Source organism: Nonomuraea sp. NPDC052116, from assembly GCF_040680035.1.
Classification (GTDB): Bacteria; Actinomycetota; Actinomycetes; order Streptosporangiales; family Streptosporangiaceae; genus Nonomuraea; species Nonomuraea angiospora_A.
In genome coordinates, this window is sequence record NZ_JBFAWA010000013.1 from 115,413 (window position 1) to 134,094 (window position 18,682).

An 18,682-nucleotide genomic window follows, 5' to 3' on the forward strand; every position below is an offset into this window, starting at 1 on the left:
GGATGAACGCCGGGCTGCTGGTCGGCGGCGTGCTCGTCGGGCTCGTGGTGCTGGCGGCGGCGGTGTCGTTCTTCTGGACGCCGCACGACCCGACGCTCGTGGACGCGGCGCGCAAGCTGCGGCAGCCGGGCGGCGGCTACCTGCTGGGGGCCGACAAGTTCGGCCGCGACACCTTCAGCCAGATCATGGTCGGCGCCCGGACCACGCTCTACGTGGGCATCGTGGCCGTCGGCATCGCCGCCGTCATCGGCACGCCGCTCGGCATGATCGCCGGGATGACGCCGCGCGGCTGGCTCTCCGAGCTGATCATGCGGGTCAACGACCTGGTGTTCGCGTTCCCGGCGCTGCTGCTGGCCGTCATGCTCGGCGCGGTCTACGGACCGGGCACGCTCACCGCGATGATCGCGATCGGCGTGGCCACCGTGCCCGCGTTCGCCCGGGTGGCCCGCGCCGCCACGCTCCAGGTCATGGTGACCGACTACATCCTGGCCGCCAGGGCCGCCGGGCGCCGCCGCCCGGCCATCGCGATGCGCCACGTGCTGCCGAACATCGGCTCCGTGCTCATCGTGCAGGCGTCGGTGTCGTTCGCGATCGCGATCCTGGCCGAGGCGGCGCTGTCGTTCCTCGGCTTCGGCACCCGCCCGCCGACCCCGTCGTGGGGGCGGATGCTGCAGGAGTCGCAGGAGCTGCTGTTCTCGACCCCGCGCCTGGCGCTCTGGCCCGGCCTGGCGATCGCGCTCGCGGTGCTCGGCTTCAACCTCCTGGGGGACGGCCTGCGCGACTACCTCGACCCGAAGCTGAGGAGGGTCCGTGCTGAGAGTTGAGGGGCTGACCGTACGGGCCGATTCCCTCGAATTGGTGCACGAGGTGTCGTTCGCCATCGCGCCCGGCGAGCGCGTGGGGCTGATCGGCGAGTCCGGCTCCGGCAAGTCGCTGACCGCGCTGTCGCTCATGGGCCTGCTCCCCGAGGGCGTCACCGCCTCGGGCACGGCCACGATGGGCGGGAACGACCTGGTCGGCGTGCCCGAGAGCCGGCTGAAGCGGCTGCGCGGCCAGGACGTCTCCATGGTCTTCCAGGAGCCCATGACCGCGCTCAACCCGCTCATGCGCATCGGCGCCCAGGTCGCCGAGGTCATGACCCTGCACGGCACGCCGCGCGCGCGGGCCCGGGAGAAGGCGCTCGACCTGCTGGAACGCGTACGCCTGCCCGAACCGGCGCAGATCGCCCGCGCGTACCCGCACCAGCTCTCCGGCGGCCAGCGCCAGCGCGTCATGCTCGCCATCGCGCTGGCCAACGAGCCGAGCCTGCTCATCTGCGACGAGCCCACCACGGCGCTCGACGTCACCGTGCAGAAGCAGATGCTGGAGCTGATCGCCGAGGTCGCGCCCGCGCTGCTGTTCATCACCCACGACCTCGCCGTCGTGGCGTCGGTGTGCGAGCGGGTCCTGGTCATGTACGGGGGCCGCGTCGTCGAGAGCGGCCCCATCCGCGAGGTCTTCACCCGGCCCCGCCACCGCTACACCGAGGGCCTGCTGGCCGCCTCCAGGCTCACCCCGCGCGGCACCCGGCTGCCCACCATCAAGGGCAGCGTGCCGCCGGCCGGGCAGTTCCCCGGCGGCTGCGTCTTCCGCAACCGCTGCCCGCACGCCACCGCCGAGTGCGAGACCGTACCCGCGCTGACAGGAGACGGCCATGCCCACGCATGCTGGCACCCCGCTGATTGAGGCCCGCGACCTCAGCCGCGTCTACCACCGGCCCCGCACCTCGCTCACCAAGGCGAGCGCCGCCGTGCACGCGCTCAAGGACGTGTCGCTCACGGTGGGCCGGGGCGAGCGGTACGGCATCGTCGGCGAGTCCGGCTCCGGCAAGTCGACGCTGCTGCGCCTGCTGTGCGGGCTCGATCAGCCGACCGGCGGGTCGATCCTGTTCGACGGGCAGGAGATCGCCGGCAAGCCGGAACGCCGGCTGCGCTTCCTGCGGGAGAACCTGCAGATCGTCTTCCAGGACCCGATGAGCTCGCTCGACCCCCGCATGCGCGTCCGGGATCTGGTCGCCGAGCCGCTCGTCGCGCTCGGCCTGCCGGTCGGCGACCGCGTGACCGAGCTGCTGGAGGGGGTCGGGCTGCCCGCCTCGGCCGCCGAACGCTACCCGCACCAGTTCTCCGGCGGGCAGCGCCAGCGCATCGCCATCGCCCGCGCGCTCGCGCCCCGGCCGAAGGTGCTGGTGGCCGACGAGCCGGTGAGCGCGCTGGACGTGTCCGTACGCGGGCAGATACTCAACCTGCTGGCCGATCTCGTGGACGAGCTGGGGCTCACGCTCGTGTTCGTCTCGCACGACCTGTCCGTGGTGCGGCACGTGTGCGAGACGGTCGCGGTCATGAGCCATGGGGAGATCGTGGAGAGCGGGCCGGTGGACGAGGTCTGGGCCGCGCCCGCCCATGCCTACACGCGTACGTTGCTGCAGGCCGTACCGACTCTGGAGGGATTGTTTTGATCGACGTCGATGCCGACGGAGTGGTGGGGTTCACCCAGGAGCTGGTGCGGATCCCCAGCACCAACGACCCCGGGCGGCGTGAGCGGGCCGCCGCCGAGCTGGTGGCCGCCAAGATGCGGGAGTGGGGCTGGGAGCCCACCGTGTACGAGGTGGAGCCGGACCGGCCGAACGTGGTGGCCGTGGTCGAGGGCGGCGGCGGTGCCGGGCCGACCCTGATGTTCGAGGGCCACACGGACGTGGTGACCGAGGGCGACCTGTCCACCTGGACCGTCGACCCGTTCGGCGGGGAGATCCGCGACGGGAGGCTGTGGGGGCGGGGCAGCGCCGACATGAAGTCCGGCCTGGCCGCGACCCTCTACGCCACCCGCGCTCTGCAGCTGGCTGGACCGTTCCCCGGGCGGATCAAGGTGTGCGCGCTGGCCGACGAGGAAGGCCTCATGATCGGCGCGCACCACTTCGTCTCCGAAGGGCTGACCGCCGACGTGGACGGCGCGATCGTCGCCGAGCCCGAGGCGGGCGAGATCTGCGCGGTGGCCAAGGGCGCGCTGCGGCTGCGCGTCGACTTCGCCGGCAAGATGGCGCACGGCGCCATGCCGCAGCACGGCCGCAACCCCCTCCCCGCCGTGGGCTCGCTGCTGGTGGGGCTGGGGTCGCTGCAGGAGGAGCTGCAGGGACGGCACCCGGCGCACGAGCATCTCGGCGAGGTGTACGTGACGCCGACCGTGCTGCGGGCCGGCTCCGAGGAACAGGTGAACGTGATCCCGGCGGCCGCCTCGGTCTTCGTGGACGTGCGGACGATCCCCGGGGTCGAGCACAAGCTGATCGCCGACCGGGTGGCCGCGCTCGCCTCCTGCGACGGGATCGCCGCCGAGGTGTCGGTGCTGGTGGACCGGCCGCCGGTGGACGTGCCCGTGTCCGACCCGGTGGTGGCCGCGCTGGCCGCCGCCCACCGCACCGTCACCGGCGCGGAGCCGGTCTACGGCGGGGTGCCCGGGTCCACGGACGGGACGGTGCTGACGCACTGGGGCGGGATCCCGTCCGTGGTGTACGGGCCCGGCGGGAAGTGGATCGCGCACCAGGCGGACGAGTTCGTGGAGGTGGCCGAGATCGTCCAGTGCACCCGCGTCTTCGCCGAGGCGGCCCGGCGCTTCCTCAACGGGGACTTCTGATGCGCGCTGGGCCTTCCAACTCGCTGATGGACGTGGCCGGGCTCCGGGTCGGCCACGCGCAGCGGGTCGGCGGCGGCTACCGCACGGGCACCACCGTCGTCCTGGCCCCTCCTGCGGGGGCCGTGGCGGGGGTGGACGTGCGGGGCGCCGCTCCCGGGACCCGCGAGACCGAACTGCTGGATCCGCGGAACCTGGTGTCGCGCGTGCACGCCGTGGTGCTGACGGGCGGGAGCGCGTACGGGCTGTCGGCGGCCTGCGGGGTGGTGGAGCGGCTGGCGGACGCGGGCATCGGGTACCCGGTGGCCGGCGGGGTGGTGCCCATCGTGCCGGCGGCGGTCATCTTCGACCTGGGGCGCGGTGGCACGTTCCGCGCCGTCCCGGACGCCGCCTTCGGCACCGCCGCCCACGACGCCGCCACCCCGGACGGTGGGTCGGCCGCTCTCCCGCCGTCCGTGGCGGGGGTCCCTTGGGGGAGGAGCGGGACGGGCTCGCCGGACGGTGTCGTCCCCGCCCGAGGGACCGTCACCCTCGACAGCGGGGTGGGGAGTGGGTCGGTCGGGGCCGGGACCGGGGCCAGGGCCGGTGGGCTGGCCGGAGGGGTGGGGACGGCGAGCGTCGTCCTGCCCGGCGGCGCCACCGTGGCGGCCCTGGTCGTCGCCAACCCCGTAGGCTCGGTCCTCGACCCCCGCGACGGCACGCTCGCCGGCGCGAGGTACGGCCTGCCAGGCGAGTTCGACCACCTCCAGCCCCCGCTCCAGGCGGAGATCGATGCCTGGCGCCCGCAGAACGCCCCCTCCTTCAACACCACCATCGGCGTGGTGGCCACCGACCTCACCCTCACCAAGGCCCAGTGCGGCAAGCTCGCCGCGGTCGCCCACGACGGCCTGGCCAGGGCGATCAGGCCGGCCCACACCATGACCGACGGCGACACGATCTTCGGCCTGGCCACCTGCGCCGGCCCCGAGCCCGACCACGACACGCTGCAGGAGGTCCTGGCGGCGGGGGCCGACGTGTTCAGCCGCGCCATCGCGCACGCCGTCCTCGCCGCCACCGGCCACGAGGACGCGCCCGCCTACCTCGACGTGTTCCCCAGCGCCCAACGGAAGCGAGCATGAGCATCGACACCGCATGGCCGTCCGGCCTGCCCATCGGCGACGGATGGGTGGACACGGCGGAAACCGACGACGTCACCTTCCCGTACGACGGCTCCCTCGTGGCCACGGCCCCGAGGGGCGACGCCGGTCTCGCCCGGCGGGCGGTGGACGCGGCCCTGGCCGTGGCGCCCGCCATGGCGGCGCTCCCGTCGCACGCCCGCCGCGCCGCCCTCATGAAGGCCCACGACGCGCTCGCCGCCAACCGGGAGGAGTTCGAGCGGCTGCTCGTCCTCGAGACCGGCAAACCGCTGGTCGACTGCAGGGTCGAGGTCGCCAGGACGCTCGTCACGCTGGCCACGGCCGCCGAGGAGGTGGCCAGGCTGCACGGCGAGACCGTGCCGCTCGACCTGCTGCCCTCGGGGGAGGGGCTGGTCGGGTTCTGGACGCGCCGCCCGATCGGCGTGGTCGTCGGGATCACCGGCTTCAACTACCCGCTGCTCCTCGCCGCCCACAAGATCGCCCCGGCCGTGGCCGCGGGCTGCCCCGTGATCGTCAAGCCCGCGCCCGCGACCCCGCTGGCCACGCTCTGGCTGGTGCACCTCATCAGGTCGGCGGACGCGCTCCCCCCGGCCGCCGTGCAGCTCGTCACCGGGGACGTCGAGGTCGGCAGGACGCTGGTGGAGGACCGCCGGATCGGCGCGGTCTCGTTCACCGGCTCGGCCGCCGCCGGGCACGCCATCGCCCGCAACGCCGCCCCCACCAAGGTCCTGCTGGAGCTGGGGTCGAACGCGGCGCTCGTCGTGGCGGCCGACGCCGACCTGGAGGCCGCCGCCGACGCCGTCGTGCGCGGCGGTTACTACGCCTCCGGCCAGGCGTGCATCTCCGTCCAGCGGGTGCTGGTCGAGGAGCCCGTACGGGAGCGGTTCGTGTCCTTGCTGGCCGACCGCGTCAAGAGCGTCACGGTCGGCGACCCCCGCCTGCCGGAGACCCGCGTCGCCCCGCTCATCGACGAGGCGGCCACGGACCGCGTGCTGGAGTGGGTCGCGGAGTCGGGGGGCGAAGTGGTCACGGGCGGGCACCGCGACGGCCGGGCCATCGCGCCGACCGTGCTCGCGGGCGTCGGCGACGGGGCCGCCGCGTGGGACGAGGAGATCTTCGGGCCGGTGGTGTGCGTGCGCCCGGTGCCCGACCTCGACGCCGCCTTCGCCGCCGTCAACGAGTCGCGGTACGGCCTGCACGCCTCGGTGTTCACCCGGTCGCTGGCCACGGCGTTCGCGGCCATCGAGCGGATCGAGGCCGGGGGAGTGGTGGTCAACGAGGTGCCGGGGTTCCGGGCGGACAACATGCCGTACGGCGGCGTGAAGGACTCCGGGATCGGGCGCGAGGGGCCCCGCTTCGCCATCGAGGAGCTGACGGTGACTCGGATGGCGATCATCCGGCCCGCCTAGCGGGTGGGCATGGCGACCGGGTCGCGGGACCCGGTCGCCGGCGCCTTTCTAGTTGGGCGGGTCGAAGCGGCCGTCCACGGCGGTCCAGCCGCCGTCCACGTACAGGACCGAGCCGGTCACGAAGCTGGCCGCGTCGCCGGCCAGGTAGACCACCGCGCCGGCCATCTCCCGCGCCGTCGCCCACCGGCCGAGCGCGCTCTTGTTCGCGTACGCGGCGTACCAGTCGGGGTTGTCCTTGATCTGCCTGGTGAGCGGCGTCTCCACCACACCGGGCGCGATGGCGTTCACCCGCACCCCGTGCGGCCCGAACTCGGCCGCCGCCGTCCGCAGCAGCTGCACCAGGCCCGCCTTCGTGGCCGAGTAGACGCTCTGCCCCGGCTCGGTCACGGACGCGCGGATCGAGGCGAACCCGATGATCGACCCGCGCCCCCGCTCGACCATGCCCGCCCCGAAGGCCCGCACCACGTCGAACGAGGCCCGCAGGTTCAGCCCCACCACCCGGTCGAACTCCTCGCCGGAGTAGTCGAGCAGCCGCTTGCGGACGTTCGTGGCGGCCGTGAACACCAGCACGTCGGCGGGCTCTTCCCCGGCGGCCCTCTGCACCTCGGCGGCGTCCAGCACGTCGAGCAGCCGTGCGTCGCCGCCGCACGCGGCGGCGGTCTCCTCGGCCGAGGCCAGGTCGCGGTCGGCGCACACCACGGAAGCCCCGTGGGCGGCCAGCGCCAGCGCCGCCTCCCGGCCGATCCCGCTCCCCGCCCCGATCACCACGGCCCGCCGCCCATCCAGGCGGAACAGCGCGTCATATCCCATACGAGGCACCCTAGCGACTGGTCCGACCAGTGCACCAGGTCGGGGTCAGCGCGTCAGCGCGTCTCCCATTCGGCGCGCGTCAGCTCGTACTCCACCTCGCCGTGCTCGGTCCCGGGCAGGGGGTCCTCCCACTCCGGGTGGAACGTGCGGGTGTGGCGCAGCCCGCACTTCTCCATGACCCGTCGCGAGCGCACGTTGACCGCCATGGTCTGGGCGAAGACCCGGCGCGCGCCCAGCTCCCGGAACGCCTTGTCGATCAGCGCGAGCGAGCCCTCGGTCGCGTACCCCCTGCCCCAGGCCGACTTGTGCAGCCGGTAGCCCAGCTCCGGCTCGTCGTCCGGCGAGCCCTTGGGCGCGCGCAGGTGGAACCACCCGAGAAACGCCCCGGACGGCTTCTCGATCGCCGCGAAGAAACCGGTTGCGATGAACGCGGGCAGCGTCTTCCCGACGATCACCTCGTGCGGCGTGGGCTTGCCGCCGTTGAGGAACTCCATGACCTCGGGGTCGTTGTGGAGGGTGAAGAGGTGGCCGGCGTCGGACTCGGTGAAGCGGCGCAGGGTCAGCCGCCCGGTCTCCAGATAGATGTGCACCGGCAAACGCTAGTGAGCCGGTGGCCGCGCCTTCGACAGGTTTTCCGACAGCTCGCGCAGCCGGGCCCGCGCCCCGGCGTCGTACGCCTGCTCCAGCGCCTGCGAGGGCCGCAGGCCGTCGAAGAAGCGCCCGGACACCTCGTCCAGCTCGGGGTCGGTGATCAGCCGCGACGTGGCCTCCACGCCCTCCCGCAGCTCGCTGACCGGTGTGGCGACCATTTTGGTCGGCATGTACGTGGCCGGGTGCAGGGCGTTGGCGGTGACCCCGGTGCCCGCCAGCTCCTCGGCCAGGTCCACGGTGAACATCACCTGCGCGAGCTTGCTCTGGCAGTACGCGCGCACCCCGCTGTAGCCGGCGGCCTGCATGACGTCGCCGAAGTCGATCGGGGCCTGGCCGAGGCTGCTGACGTTGACGATCCTGGACGGGGCCGACTCGCGCAGCACCGGCAGCAGGAGCCGGGTGAGCAGGTAGCCGGCCAGGTAGTTGACCGCGAAGCGCAGCTCGTGGCCGTCCGCGCTCTCCTGCCGTACCCCGCCGCCCGGCACGGTCGTGCCGATCCCCGCGTTGTTCACCAGCGTGTCGAGGTCCTTGTGGTCGGCCGAGACGGCCTGCGCGAGCTCGCGTACCTCGTCGAGCGAGGCCAGGTCGGCGCGGTACCAGTGCAGCCGGGCGGCGGGAACGGCGGCCCGGATCTCCGCCAGCGTGTCGTGGCCGCGCCGGTCGTCGCGGCCGTGCACGAGGACGGTCGCGCCGCGTGCGGCCAGGTCTGCGGCCAGCGCCCGGCCGAGCCCGTCGGTCGCGCCGGTGACGAGGATCGTCCGCTGCTCCATGGGACGCATGCCACCACGGTACCAAGACGGAATTTCGTTCTCTGATACTCTGCCGCCATGGAACGCAATTCCCTCACGGCTACCGTGCGGGCCAGGCTCACCGGGCTGCACGACGCCGAGGCGCGGGTCGCGCAGGTGGTGCTCGACCAGGGCGCCGGGCTCGTCCACCTGAGCGTGAGCGACGTGGCGCGGCTGGCCGGCACGTCGGCGTCCACCGTCGTACGGGCGTGCCGGCGGCTCGGGTTCGGCGGCTACCAGGAGCTGAAGATCGCCTCTGCCCGCGAGACGCCGCGAGTGCCTGAGCCCCAGGACGACCGCGACCCGCTGGCCGCGACCGTACGGGCGGCGCAGGAGGCGCTCGGCGGGCTGGGCGCCACGCTGTCGCGCGACGACCTGAACGCCGCCGCCGAGGCGCTCAGCGGGGCCGCCCGGGTGCTGTTCGCCGCCACCGGCCTGTCGGGAGCGGTCGCCGTCGACGCCGCCTACCGGCTGCGGGCCCTCGGCCTGCCGGTGGACCTGCCGCCCGACCCGCTCACCGCGCACCTGGCCGCCGAGCTGCTGCCGGAGCCGTCGGTCTGCCTGGCGATCAGCCACAGCGGCGCCACCCGCTCCACCGTCGACACCGCCCGCCGCGCCCGCGCCGCCGGGGCGCGGGTCGTGGCGATCACCAGCTACGCCAGCTCGCCGCTGGCCGAGGAGAGCACCTGGGTGCTCGTCGGCGGAGGGCAGGACCTCGTCTTCGGGATGGAGGCGGTCGCCAGCCGCCTGGCCCACCTCACCATCGTCGACACGCTGTCCATGATCGTGCTCGCGCTGCGCGGCGGCGCGGCCGAGCGGGCGGTGTCGGCCTCCGCCGACATCACGGCGGACCACAGCTACTGAGAGGACACAGTGATCAGTCAGACTTTCGACATCGCCGGCGAGCTGCGGGTCAACCGGCTCGGGTACGGCACCGGCATGCTCACCGGGCCCGGCTACTGGGGGCCGCGCCTCACCCCTGACGAGGCCGTCGCCATCCTGCGCCGCGCCGTGGAACGCGGGGTGACGCTCGTCGACACGGCCGACAACTACGGGCCCGACCTGGCAGAAGAGCTGGTGGCGCGGGCGCTGCACCCGTACCCGGACGATCTGGTGGTGGCGACCAAGGGCGGCGTCGTCCGTACGGGCCCCAACGTCTGGCACGTCTCCGGGCGGCCCGAGCGGCTGCGCGCCATGTGCGAGGCGAGCCTGCGCCGGCTCAAGACCGACACCGTCGACCTCTACCAGCTCCACCGGATCGACCCGGACGTGCCGCTGGCAGACCAGCTCGGCACGCTCGCCGAGCTGCGGCAGGAGGGCAAGATCCGGCACATCGGCCTCGACACGGTCACCGTGGAGGAGCTGGAGCGGGCGCTGGAGATCACGGAGATCGCCTCGGTGCAGAACCGCTTCAACCTGCTGGACCGCGAGTCCGCGTCGGTGCTGCGGGCGTGCGAGGAGCGCGGGCTGGCGTTCCTGCCGTGGTTCCCCCTGGGCAACGGCTCACTGGTCCGCGACGGCCTGCCGGAGGCGGCGCGGCGGCACGGGGCGAGCGCCGGTCAGGTGGCGCTGGCGTGGCTGCTGCACCACTCGCCCGTCATCCTGCCCACGCCGGGCACCGGGTCGCTCGCCCACCTGGAGGAGAACCTGGACGCGGCCGCCGTCGAGCTCACCCCCGACGACCTGGCCGCCCTGGACGCCTTCCAGCCCTAGCGGCGGCGACCAGCTCCCGCATGCTCCCGACGCCGGGCTCGGGCGGGGTTCCGGTGTCGTCGCTGCGGAACAGCACGGCACGCATCCCCAGCGAGCGCGCCGGGGCCAGGTTAACCGGCCGGTCATCCACGAACAACACCTGCCCGGCGGGCACGCCCAGCTCGTCCAGGGCCTCGCGGGTGCCGGCCGTGAGCTCGTGCAGGACGCCCATCGCATCAAAGATCACCTTCACGAAGATCTCCTCTCACCTCGACGCTACTGCGGCGCGGGATGGCGGAGGCGATCGCGGCCACGGCGAGGGCGGCGAAGGCCGCGAACGCGGTCGTGTAGCCGGACTCGGCCGGCACCGGGCCGGGGCCCGGCGTGCCGGCGGCCAGCAGGGCGGCGGCGAGCTGGGCGCCGGCCGCGCCGCCCACGGTGCGCACGATGGTGTTGACGCCGGTGGCCAGCCCGGTCCGGTGCGGTTCGACGGCCTCGACGACGAGGTTGCCGATGGAGGCGAACGCCAGCCCGTACCCGATGCCGACGAGGAGGCCGGCGGCGTGGAAGTGCCACAGCCGGTCGTGGACGGCCGCCAGGACCAGGAACGACACGGCGGCGCAGGCGGCCCCGGCCTGGAGTGGCAGCCGCGTCCCGAACCGCCGCCCCAGGCGCGGCGCCAGCGGCGTGGCCACCAGCATGGCCAGGGCCATCGGCAGCATGACCAGCCCGGCCTGCGCGGCCGGCGTGCCGAACCCGTACCCGGCGGCCGGCGGCGTCGCGGGGGATGAGCGTGATGACGCCGGGCACCCGGCCGGGCGGCGGCGGTGGCCGAGCAGGTCGCCCAGCCGCCCCGCGACGGGCGTGGCCACCGCGCTGGACAGCATGAACGCCGTGAGCACCCACGTCACGGCGGTCGCCGAGGCGTCGAGCGCGGGCCCGAGCGCGGGCAGCACCGCGATCACGATCGTCTGCGCGAGGCTCGCGGTCAGCGCCGCCAGCAGCAGCGCCCCCACCACCATCTTCCGTCTCATCATAGTTAGGCGACCCTAAGTTTTGCGGACGGCTGTCCACAAGCCGCGGCATGAGAAAGGCATGCCCTTTGCGGGACGGCCCCGCGGGTGCAATGTGGGAAGGAACCTCAAAGTTGCCCAAGACCAGCTGAGAGGAACTCATCATGCGCGCGAACGTCGGTGACCACCTGATCGTCCACGGCAACGTCGTCGGCCACGGGGACAGGAGAGGCGAGATCATCGAGGTCCGGGGCGAGAACGGCGCGCCGCCGTTCCTGGTGCGGTTCGAGGACGGGCGCGAGGAACTCGTCTTCCCAGGACCCGACTCGGTGGTCCAGCCCGCCGGCTCCGTCTGACCTTACGAGGCGGCCGCCCTGATGGCCTCGACGAGCATGTCCAGCTCGGCCTCGAAGACCTCCTCGGCCGAGACGGCGCGCAGGTGGGGCTCGGCGGCGCGCAGCCGGGGGTGATCTTCGGCCTGCCCGGCCAGGGCGAGCAGGCTCGCGGTGCGGTGCGCGGACACGGGGTCGCCGTGCAGTTCGCGGTGGAGCCTGCCCAGGACGAGGTCGATGAAGATCATGTAGTGCCGGGCCGCCTGCCGCTCGTCGAGCCCGGCGTCGGCCAGGATCGCCAGGATGGTCTCGACCAGGTTGAGCGCGCCCGGGCCGTGGTTGGCCCGGGTCATCAGCACGTCCACCATGCCCGGGTACGCGGCCAGCTGCCGGCGCATCGCTGCGGCCAGCAGGCGCAGCCGGTGCGGCCACGGGCCCTCGTCGATGCCGGGCGGGACCAGGTCGTGCTCGGCGATGGCGTTCATGACCAGGTCGACGAGGGCGTCCTTGTCGGCGACGTGGCGGTAGAGGGCCATCCGGGAGGCGCCGAGGTCGGCCGCCAGGCGGCGGACGGTCAGCGCCTCCATGCCCTCCGCCCGGGCGATCTCCAGGGCGACGGAGACGATCTGCGCCTGGCTGAGGCTGCCCCAGGCGCGGCGGCGGGGCGGCTGCTGGTCGGCGGATGAACCCACGGTGAAACCGTACTGGACCTGCCGGGAACGTCAGCCCAGGCGGGCGCGCAGGGCCTCGGTGAACCAGCCGAGAGCGGGGCTCAGCGGCTCCGGCGCGGTCCAGCCGTTGATGACCGCCAGCAGTTCGAGGTAGCGGTCCCTGCGCGGGTCGTCCGCCTCCTCCAGCCGGTCCAGCAGCCGCCGCCGGAGGGCGGGGGAGTCCGGGAGGCCACGGTCACGCGCGTACGCGGCCACGACCGCCGCCACCACGGAGTCCGCCTCGGGGGCCGCGGGGGCGAGGCCCGCCGCGAGGGCCGGGCGGGCGTGGTCGCGGGCCAGCGCGGCGGGGTCGGGGCGCGGGGGCGCGTCGGCCTCGCCTCGTTCGGCCGCGTGCCGGGCGAGCGTGCGCCGGACGGCGGCCCGGAAGTCCGGGTCCTGCGTGAGCTCGGCCAGCTCCACCCAGGCCTCCACCTGCTCGGTCGAGGGGTCGTCGGGCAGTTCGGGCGTCATCGAGCGCATGATCCCCGCGAACCCCGGAACGGTGTCCAGGCCGTCGAAGGCGGCCTCCAGGAAGTCGTCGACGAGGCGGCGGCGTTCGTCCTCGGAGAGTTTTGCCAGTTTGTGCATGAGATCCATTTCCTCGGGGTTGGAGCCGCGCCTGGCCACCGCCGTGAGCACCGCGCGCCGCAGCCGGAGCGTGCGGATCTGCACGGCCAGCGCTTCGGCGTGCGCCGCGGCGACCTCGGGGAGCGAGACCTCGCGTGCCACGACCCGCCGGATCGTGGGCAGGTCCACTCCGAGGTCGCGCAGCGTCCGTACGAGCTCCAGGCGTGCGACGGCGTCGAGGTCGTAAAGGCGGTACCCGGTGGGGCTGCGGTCGGTAGGCGGCACGATCCCCCGATCGGAGTAGAACCGGATGGTCTTGACCGTCAGCCCGGTGCGCCGGGCCAGGTCACCGATGGAGTAGAGCGCCATGTCTCCACCTTCCCGCCTCCCCTAGGTGGAGACTCAACCGCTTGCCAGTGATCCTGAAAATTGGGGTCCCATGTCCAGGCGGGTTTGACTACCTGTGAGGAGATGTGGTCGCATCGTGACCTATGTTTCTGATGGGATGAATTAGACCGGTCCGGGGGAGAACGTTTCATGCCGCACGCCCTTCTGCGCGTGCTCGCTTCGACGTCCATCGCAAGCGCCACAGTCCTGGTGGCCCTGCCACCGAGTGCCCAGGCCCAGACGCCGGGCCACGCCCAGGTGAGGGTCCAGCCCGTGCCCGCCGTGCAGGAGCCGCCGGCCGCCGCGGTCAGCGTTCCGACCCGGCCCTCGCTCGCCGTCAGGCCCGCGGGCACCGGGCGGGTGGGGCCCGACGAGCCCGAGGTGACCACGCCCGCCGGGCCGCGGCTCATCGACGAGGTCACCGCCGAGGCCGCCTCCGTCCAGGAGGAACAGGGTTTCGGCAGGCAGGCGCCCGACGTCCGGAGTGTGCTGCCCGACACGGCGGACGCCGAGCCGCTGACGCTGATCAAGCCGCTGGCGCCGATCCTCAAGGCGTTCGACGGGCTGGGCGGGCTGGGCAAGGTGGTGCCGGGGCTGACGTACCGGCTCTGCGTCCAGAGCGAGGCCGTGCCGGTCTCCTGCTCGATCTCGCAGCCGATCGCCACGCCGGCGGTCGCCGACGTCACCGGCGACGGCAGGCCCGACCTGGCCGCCGACCTCCTGCCCACGGCCAACCCCATGGAGGGGGCGGCCGGGCTGGGCTTCGCGGTCAAGCGGCTGTCGCAGGCGAAGGTCAAGGCGCTGGTCTGGGCCGAGTACGACGGCAAGGTGTCGGTCGGGTTCGACGGCCTGCGGCACGGCGCGTCGCTGTCGGCCTTCGACTGGGGGACGTTCGGCGTCGACCTGACGGGCAAGCGGGTCAAGGCCAGCGTGAAGCGTACCGATCCCGGGAAGTCCGCGGCCCTGGTCGCGGGGCTGACCGGCCGCAGCGTGGTGAGCCTGCGCCAGACGCCCGCCACCGAGAAGCTCAGCGTGACCGCCGCGCTCGACTCGCCCTCCCTGGACGTCCACGCCTCCGCGCCCGCCAAGCTGGAGGCGCTGGCGGTGAACGGCCGCCAGTTCACCCAGGCCGTGCTCGACCGCATGCCCGCCCGCGCCGCGGTGCGGCTGTCGGACGGCGAGGTCCGCTTCACCAGCCCGTCCTCGATCGCCCGCGCCCGGCTGCACAGCTTCACCTACCGTGACGGCAAGCTGGCCGGGGTGCTGAGCGCCCAGGTCAGGAAGGTGCCGCCGACCCTGACCGCCAAGTACGCGGCCGCGGACGGCAAGCAGACCCTGACCGTCGAGTCCGCCAAGGGCCGGGCCGGGGCGGCTTCCCTGCTCTTCTTCGACCGGGCCGCGGACAAGACCGTGCTGAAGACCGAGCTGAGCGACCTGCCGGCCAAGGTGCGCCTGGTCAACGACCTGGCCGAGCACCGCGTCACGCACACGACCAGCTCGCCCATCGGCCGGTTCTCCGTGGTGCTCCAGCGCAACGAGGGCGCCATCTCCAGCCCGCGCGGCGGCCACGTCACCATGATCAAAAAGGGTGACGCGGTCGGGGTGTCGGGGCTGCTGTCGGGGCTGTCCGGGTTCGACGTCACGTACGGGGCCGTGCCGCACGCCCACCTGGAGGTGGGCTCCAGCGGGCGCTCGTTCGTGGGGGCGGCCAGCATCGACGGCACCCACGTGGCCCGCCTGGAGATCTCCAACACGCCCGCCACCGTGGACGTCACCCTCGACCCCGCGAGCCGGAAGGCCGAATACCAGGCCAGCGGCGTGATCCGCAGCATCCGCGCCGCCTATGCGAATCTCGAGAAGGGCCCCACCGTCGACGGCACCGTTCTGGGCGTGCGCGACGACGTCAAGGCGTCGTGGGAGCTGGGCGAGCGCTCGACCGTCAAGGTCGCCACGTCCGCCAAGATTGACCAGATCAAGATTTATGCCAATAAAGCGCACGTGACCTCGCCGTCCGGGGAGGACCTGGAGGCGACCGTCGAGGGTGTGCGCAAGAGCGTCGAGCTGGTCGCCGACACGGGCGCCCGGACCCTCACCTGGACCGCGGACGCGCCGGTGGCCAAGGTCTCGGCCCTGGCCAGGGTCAAGCTCGGCGACCGGTACGCCAGGGCCGCCGCCGAGGTGAGCGGCGTGCCGGCCCGCTTCGACGCCTCGTGGGACCCGGCCTCGTACCGCTTCCGCGGTCTGTCCGGTCCGGTCGGGTCGGCGGAGGTGGCGTTCACCAACCACGACGGGGCCAAGGCCCCCACCGGGCCGCACCTGTCGGCCCACTACAGCCAGGCGACCGGTGACCTGGACGCCAGCGTGCTGGTGAAGGGGCTCAAGCAGGTCGGGTTCACCCCTTTGAAAGGCGCAGGGGCGCAGGGGTTCAGCGCGGACTTCCGCTCGGCCCGGCAGCGGCTGGCCGTGGACGCCGACGTCACGCAGGGTGACGCCCGCTTCGGCCTGATCGGCACGCTCGGGCCCGTGCCCGGCCGCCTGTCGGTCACCTCCGACGGGGGCAAGCTCACCTATGCCGGCTCGCGCCTGGACGTGCGCGCCCGCGCCTGGCTCGGCAAGGCCGGGGCGCTCGACCGCATGCGGGCCGCGCCCGCCGTGCCCGGCGGCGTGTCCCTGGTGGACGGCGGCTGCGCGGCCGGATCCGCGGGCTGCTCCCAGGGGCCGTTCTGCACGCCGGATCGGGGCTGCTTCGGCCTGCAGGGATACCTGGACGTGAGCGGGCTGCCGGACCAGGTGACCGTGGACATGACGGGTAAGACGTTCGCGTTCTCGGGGTTCAGCCCGCGGCGCAAGAGCCTCGGCGTCTACCTCGCCAGCAGCGTCCTTTCACCCGTGCCCGTCAAGGCCAGGGCCACCCTGACCGGGCTGCCCTCCCGGATCACCAGCATGTTGCTGGGGCCGTTCGGCGTGGCGCAGGGCAACGCCGTGCAGGCCGCGTACCGCATCGAGCCCGCCGCCACGCTCGGCGCGCTCGACGTGCAGGCCGAGGCCGGTGACCTGCGCGGGCACGTGTCGATCGACCCCGTGCCGGCCTCGGTGTCCGTCCAGGGCACGTACGGCGCCCAGACCCGCATCCGCGTGAACAACTCCGCGGCCGTCAAGCGCCTGGACGCCAAGGTCACCCTGGCCGGGAAGGGCACCGGCGAGCTGCGCTTCGCGGACGTGCCGGCCTCGTTCGGGGTGGACGCCGACGCCTCGGCCGCCGGGCTGAGCGTGCCGGCGCTCACCTACAAGTCGAACGTCAGCACCCTCGACGGCTACCTCGGCGTGGAGGGCGGCCTCGTGGACCCGCAGGGCAGGCTCGGGGACGTGTCGTTCGCGGTCAAGGACCTGGCCGCCGACACCACGATCCGCATGAACCCCGACCAGTCGCTCGACCTCGTCTCCCGTCCCGTCCCCACGGGCCGCCTGTCGCTGCACGCGGGGCTGCGGGTGGACGCGGTCGCGCCGCAGCAGATCTCCGTGAGCAAGGAGGTCCCGTACACGACGGGCTTCCTCACCTACAACGTCGGCGGGAAGTTCGGGCTGCAGGCGAGCGCGGTCAAGGACCTGTCGCTGGACGCGCGGCGCGTGTCGTGGCTGCGCATCCGGCCCGGCAAGGTCCCGTTCGGGCTGAAGGCGCCCCCGGCCCTCGGGTACGTCGCGCCCGGCTTCGAGGGCGACTACGGCCAGCTCAAGCTGGCCGCCAAGGGGGTGGACCTGCGGCCCGACGTCTCCCTGGACGTGCGGCTGAGCAGGGAGGTCGGCAGCGACGTCTTCCGCGACTCGGTGCGGCTGGCCCCCACCGACTCGCTCGCGCTGCGCCGCTACGACCAGCGGATGCGGCGGATCGGGGCCAAGCAGGAGATCAAGGCGGCGGGGATCAGCCTGGCGTGCGTGACGGTGGACGCCAAGCCCGGCTTCGCGGCCGGGAACGGGTCCAGCTCCATCACGCTGCGTGGCGCCGACGGGCCCCAGATGGTGTCGCTGCTGGATCCGGGGGGCCAGGTGCCGGACTACGCGGTGGACCTGCTGACCCACTTCATGAGCCCGTTCCCCGGGGCGGAGTGGAAGGTCGCGGGCACCAAGGCGGGCGGCTGCGACCCCGAGCGCCGCCCGGCCTCCCGCTGACCCGGCCCTGCTGCTCACGGGCCTGCTCACCCGGCTGACCGCCGCGCCCGGCGCGGCGGTCAGCTCGGGCCGCGGTAGCCGGGCGGCGGGCGCTCGCCCTCGTACGCCTTCACCGGACGCCCGGACAGGAACGCCCGCAGGACCCCGAGGTACGGCTCGCTCGCGTAGGCGTTTGTGGAGGCCTCGTCGTCGAGGTAGGCGAGCGTGGCCGACGGCAGCGCCCGCCGGTAGGCCATGGCCGACGTCCAGCCCTCCTCGTCACACCGGCTCTTGACGATCAGCACCGGGGCCTTCGCCTCGGACAGGCTCAACGGGAGCGAGGAAGGCGCCGTCCGCCCGGTCAGGCCGACGTAACCCCCGGAGCCGGTCGCGGCGGCGGCCGGGCACGGGTGCGGCGCCCCCTGCCGGACGAGGCCGAGGTAGGCGTCCAGCTCCCGGTCACCCGCGAAGGCGTGCGCGGCCTGCGGGTCCACCCGCAGCAGCGTGGAGACGGCGAGCAGGCGCGGATCCGGCGAGCCGCCCGGCCCGAACATCGCCGCCAGCTCGACCTCGCCGTCCGGCTTCCGCGCCGGAGGCAGCCCGGTGGGGGAGGCCAGGACGGCCTTCGCCACCCGGTCGGGGTGCGCGGCCAGGTAGGCGGTGGCGAGCTGCGCGCCGTAGTCGCGGGCGATGAGGTTCAGCCGGTCCGCGCCCACGGTCTGCCTGATGGCCTCCAGGTCCTCCACGTCGCGCGTCAGGCCGTACTCGCGCGGGTCCCGCAGCCGGGCCGAGCGCCCGGCCCCGAGCTGGTCGTAGACGTACACCTGGTAGCCGTCCGCCGTCAGCTTCCTGAAGAAGGCCGAGGACGCCGCCAGGTCGGCCACGCCGGGCCCGCCGTGCAGGAACACCACGGGGTCGGGGCGCGTGACCCGCTTCGGCGCGAAGCGTACGTACGCCAGCTCCGAGCCCGTCGGCAGCCGCCACTCGCGCTGCCCCGCCACCGGCGCCGGGGGAGCGGAGGGCTGCGGCGGGCGCAGCGTGGCGACGCCGACCGGCCACACGACGGCCGCCTCCACCCCGAGGATCACCAGCGCCCGCAACCAGCGCCCCCACACGGCCCTCGGCCTGGGCACGCACAGCAGCAGCCCCAGGAAGAACACCGACGCGAAGACCGCCAGCCCCGTCACCGTGAACGTGGCGGCCTCCGCGCCCACCATCGCCATCCCGGCCAACGTGGCCAGCCCGAGGACCGGCGACAGGGCCAGCACCCCGGCGCCCGCCACCGCCCGTCCGGCCAGCCTGGCGAAAGAAGCCACAAGGGGACGTTAGTGCACTCCACGGGTTTCGGTCAGGTGGATGGGATTCCGGACGCGGAGTGGGA

The 18,682-nt window shown here is 73.8% G+C and carries 18 protein-coding genes; 10 read left to right on the top strand and 8 right to left on the bottom strand.

Going from position 1 to position 18,682, the window contains the following annotated elements; translation table 11 throughout:
• Positions 1-2: 2 nt before the first annotated feature.
• Genes AB0L65_RS25490 through AB0L65_RS25515 form a run of 6 tightly spaced genes read left to right on the top strand, consistent with a single transcriptional unit; the run spans position 3 to position 6,205 of the window.
• The gene (locus tag AB0L65_RS25490) at positions 3-824 is read left to right on the top strand and encodes an ABC transporter permease (RefSeq protein ID WP_364249474.1); all 822 of its coding nucleotides are present in this window, start codon (positions 3-5) and stop codon (positions 822-824) included.
• The gene (locus AB0L65_RS25495) at positions 811-1,725 is read left to right on the top strand and encodes an ABC transporter ATP-binding protein (protein WP_364249476.1); all 915 of its coding nucleotides are present in this window, start codon (positions 811-813) and stop codon (positions 1,723-1,725) included. Before AB0L65_RS25490 ends, AB0L65_RS25495 begins: the two co-directional genes overlap by 14 nt.
• Positions 1,694-2,494, top strand: coding sequence for an ATP-binding cassette domain-containing protein (locus AB0L65_RS25500; RefSeq protein WP_364249478.1), 801 nt, complete (start codon positions 1,694-1,696; stop codon positions 2,492-2,494). The genes AB0L65_RS25495 and AB0L65_RS25500 overlap by 32 nt, the downstream gene beginning before the upstream one ends.
• The gene (locus tag AB0L65_RS25505) at positions 2,491-3,663 is read left to right on the top strand and encodes a M20 family metallopeptidase (protein WP_364249480.1); all 1,173 of its coding nucleotides are present in this window, start codon (positions 2,491-2,493) and stop codon (positions 3,661-3,663) included. The genes AB0L65_RS25500 and AB0L65_RS25505 overlap by 4 nt, the downstream gene beginning before the upstream one ends.
• The gene (locus tag AB0L65_RS25510) at positions 3,663-4,778 is read left to right on the top strand and encodes a P1 family peptidase (RefSeq protein WP_364249482.1); all 1,116 of its coding nucleotides are present in this window, start codon (positions 3,663-3,665) and stop codon (positions 4,776-4,778) included. Before AB0L65_RS25505 ends, AB0L65_RS25510 begins: the two co-directional genes overlap by 1 nt.
• Complete coding sequence (locus AB0L65_RS25515; protein WP_364249484.1) at positions 4,775-6,205, top strand: aldehyde dehydrogenase family protein; 1,431 nt, start codon at positions 4,775-4,777, stop codon at positions 6,203-6,205. The genes AB0L65_RS25510 and AB0L65_RS25515 overlap by 4 nt, the downstream gene beginning before the upstream one ends.
• A gap of 48 nt (positions 6,206-6,253) precedes the next feature.
• Here the strand turns inward: AB0L65_RS25515 and AB0L65_RS25520 are convergent, their stop codons facing one another.
• The 3 genes from AB0L65_RS25520 to AB0L65_RS25530 are packed head-to-tail and all read right to left on the bottom strand — an operon-like array spanning position 6,254 to position 8,445.
• The gene (locus tag AB0L65_RS25520) at positions 6,254-7,015 is read right to left on the bottom strand and encodes an SDR family NAD(P)-dependent oxidoreductase (protein WP_350727847.1); all 762 of its coding nucleotides are present in this window, start codon (positions 7,013-7,015) and stop codon (positions 6,254-6,256) included.
• Positions 7,016-7,068: 53 nt separating this feature from the next.
• Positions 7,069-7,605, bottom strand: coding sequence for a GNAT family N-acetyltransferase (locus AB0L65_RS25525; protein WP_364249486.1), 537 nt, complete (start codon positions 7,603-7,605; stop codon positions 7,069-7,071).
• Positions 7,606-7,614: 9 nt separating this feature from the next.
• The gene (locus AB0L65_RS25530; RefSeq protein WP_364249488.1) at positions 7,615-8,445 is read right to left on the bottom strand and encodes an SDR family NAD(P)-dependent oxidoreductase; all 831 of its coding nucleotides are present in this window, start codon (positions 8,443-8,445) and stop codon (positions 7,615-7,617) included.
• 48 nt (positions 8,446-8,493) lie between these two features.
• Here AB0L65_RS25530 and AB0L65_RS25535 point away from each other — a divergent pair, with 48 nt between their 5' ends.
• Together AB0L65_RS25535 and AB0L65_RS25540 are read left to right on the top strand one after the other, a co-directional pair.
• Positions 8,494-9,318, top strand: a complete 825-nt coding sequence (locus AB0L65_RS25535) for a MurR/RpiR family transcriptional regulator (protein WP_364249490.1) — start codon at positions 8,494-8,496, stop codon at positions 9,316-9,318.
• Between the two features lie 75 nt (positions 9,319-9,393).
• Complete coding sequence (locus tag AB0L65_RS25540; protein WP_364249818.1) at positions 9,394-10,167, top strand: aldo/keto reductase; 774 nt, start codon at positions 9,394-9,396, stop codon at positions 10,165-10,167.
• Here AB0L65_RS25540 and AB0L65_RS25545 read toward each other — a convergent pair.
• Positions 10,124-10,399: a hypothetical protein gene (locus tag AB0L65_RS25545; protein ID WP_364249492.1), complete on the bottom strand. Its 276-nt coding sequence runs from the start codon at positions 10,397-10,399 to the stop codon at positions 10,124-10,126. The genes AB0L65_RS25540 and AB0L65_RS25545 overlap by 44 nt on opposite strands.
• On the bottom strand, positions 10,383-11,183 hold the full coding sequence (locus tag AB0L65_RS25550) for an MFS transporter (RefSeq protein WP_364249494.1): 801 nt from the start codon (positions 11,181-11,183) through the stop codon (positions 10,383-10,385). Before AB0L65_RS25550 ends, AB0L65_RS25545 begins: the two co-directional genes overlap by 17 nt.
• Before the next feature lie 140 nt (positions 11,184-11,323).
• Here AB0L65_RS25550 and AB0L65_RS25555 point away from each other — a divergent pair, with 140 nt between their 5' ends.
• On the top strand, positions 11,324-11,515 hold the full coding sequence (locus AB0L65_RS25555) for a DUF1918 domain-containing protein (protein WP_364249496.1): 192 nt from the start codon (positions 11,324-11,326) through the stop codon (positions 11,513-11,515).
• Positions 11,516-11,517: 2 nt separating this feature from the next.
• Here AB0L65_RS25555 and AB0L65_RS25560 read toward each other — a convergent pair whose 3' ends face one another.
• Both AB0L65_RS25560 and AB0L65_RS25565 read right to left on the bottom strand, forming a co-directional pair.
• Positions 11,518-12,183: a TetR/AcrR family transcriptional regulator C-terminal domain-containing protein gene (locus tag AB0L65_RS25560; RefSeq protein WP_364249498.1), complete on the bottom strand. Its 666-nt coding sequence runs from the start codon at positions 12,181-12,183 to the stop codon at positions 11,518-11,520.
• 30 nt (positions 12,184-12,213) lie between these two features.
• On the bottom strand, positions 12,214-13,137 hold the full coding sequence (locus tag AB0L65_RS25565; RefSeq protein WP_364249500.1) for a MerR family transcriptional regulator: 924 nt from the start codon (positions 13,135-13,137) through the stop codon (positions 12,214-12,216).
• A 168-nt stretch (positions 13,138-13,305) separates the two neighbouring features.
• Here AB0L65_RS25565 and AB0L65_RS25570 point away from each other — a divergent pair, with 168 nt between their 5' ends.
• Positions 13,306-17,322 (top strand): hypothetical protein, encoded by a 4,017-nt coding sequence (locus tag AB0L65_RS25570; protein WP_364249502.1) that lies wholly within the window; start codon positions 13,306-13,308, stop codon positions 17,320-17,322.
• A gap of 59 nt (positions 17,323-17,381) precedes the next feature.
• Here the strand turns inward: AB0L65_RS25570 and AB0L65_RS25575 are convergent, their stop codons facing one another.
• Positions 17,382-18,617 carry an alpha/beta fold hydrolase gene (locus tag AB0L65_RS25575; protein WP_364249505.1) on the bottom strand — a complete coding sequence of 412 codons (1,236 nt, stop codon included), beginning with the start codon at positions 18,615-18,617 and terminating at the stop codon, positions 17,382-17,384.
• Between the last annotated feature and the right edge of the window lie 65 nt (positions 18,618-18,682).

Excerpts from the sequence above, each read along its gene's own strand:
- AB0L65_RS25550 (WP_364249494.1), bottom strand. The coding sequence starts at position 11,183 with ATGATGAGACGGAAGATGGTGGTGGGGGCGCTGCTGCTGGCGGCGCTG.
- AB0L65_RS25565 (WP_364249500.1), bottom strand. The coding sequence starts at position 13,137 with ATGGCGCTCTACTCCATCGGTGACCTGGCCCGGCGCACCGGGCTGACG.
- AB0L65_RS25510 (WP_364249482.1), top strand. The coding sequence starts at position 3,663 with ATGCGCGCTGGGCCTTCCAACTCGCTGATGGACGTGGCCGGGCTCCGG.
- AB0L65_RS25555 (WP_364249496.1), top strand. The coding sequence starts at position 11,324 with ATGCGCGCGAACGTCGGTGACCACCTGATCGTCCACGGCAACGTCGTC.
- AB0L65_RS25520 (WP_350727847.1), bottom strand. The coding sequence starts at position 7,015 with ATGGGATATGACGCGCTGTTCCGCCTGGATGGGCGGCGGGCCGTGGTG.
- AB0L65_RS25570 (WP_364249502.1), top strand. The coding sequence starts at position 13,306 with ATGCCGCACGCCCTTCTGCGCGTGCTCGCTTCGACGTCCATCGCAAGC.
- AB0L65_RS25515 (WP_364249484.1), top strand. The coding sequence starts at position 4,775 with ATGAGCATCGACACCGCATGGCCGTCCGGCCTGCCCATCGGCGACGGA.
- AB0L65_RS25535 (WP_364249490.1), top strand. The coding sequence starts at position 8,494 with ATGGAACGCAATTCCCTCACGGCTACCGTGCGGGCCAGGCTCACCGGG.
- AB0L65_RS25530 (WP_364249488.1), bottom strand. The coding sequence starts at position 8,445 with ATGCGTCCCATGGAGCAGCGGACGATCCTCGTCACCGGCGCGACCGAC.
- AB0L65_RS25540 (WP_364249818.1), top strand. The coding sequence starts at position 9,394 with ATGCTCACCGGGCCCGGCTACTGGGGGCCGCGCCTCACCCCTGACGAG.
- AB0L65_RS25490 (WP_364249474.1), top strand. The coding sequence starts at position 3 with ATGAACGCCGGGCTGCTGGTCGGCGGCGTGCTCGTCGGGCTCGTGGTG.
- AB0L65_RS25500 (WP_364249478.1), top strand. The coding sequence starts at position 1,694 with ATGCCCACGCATGCTGGCACCCCGCTGATTGAGGCCCGCGACCTCAGC.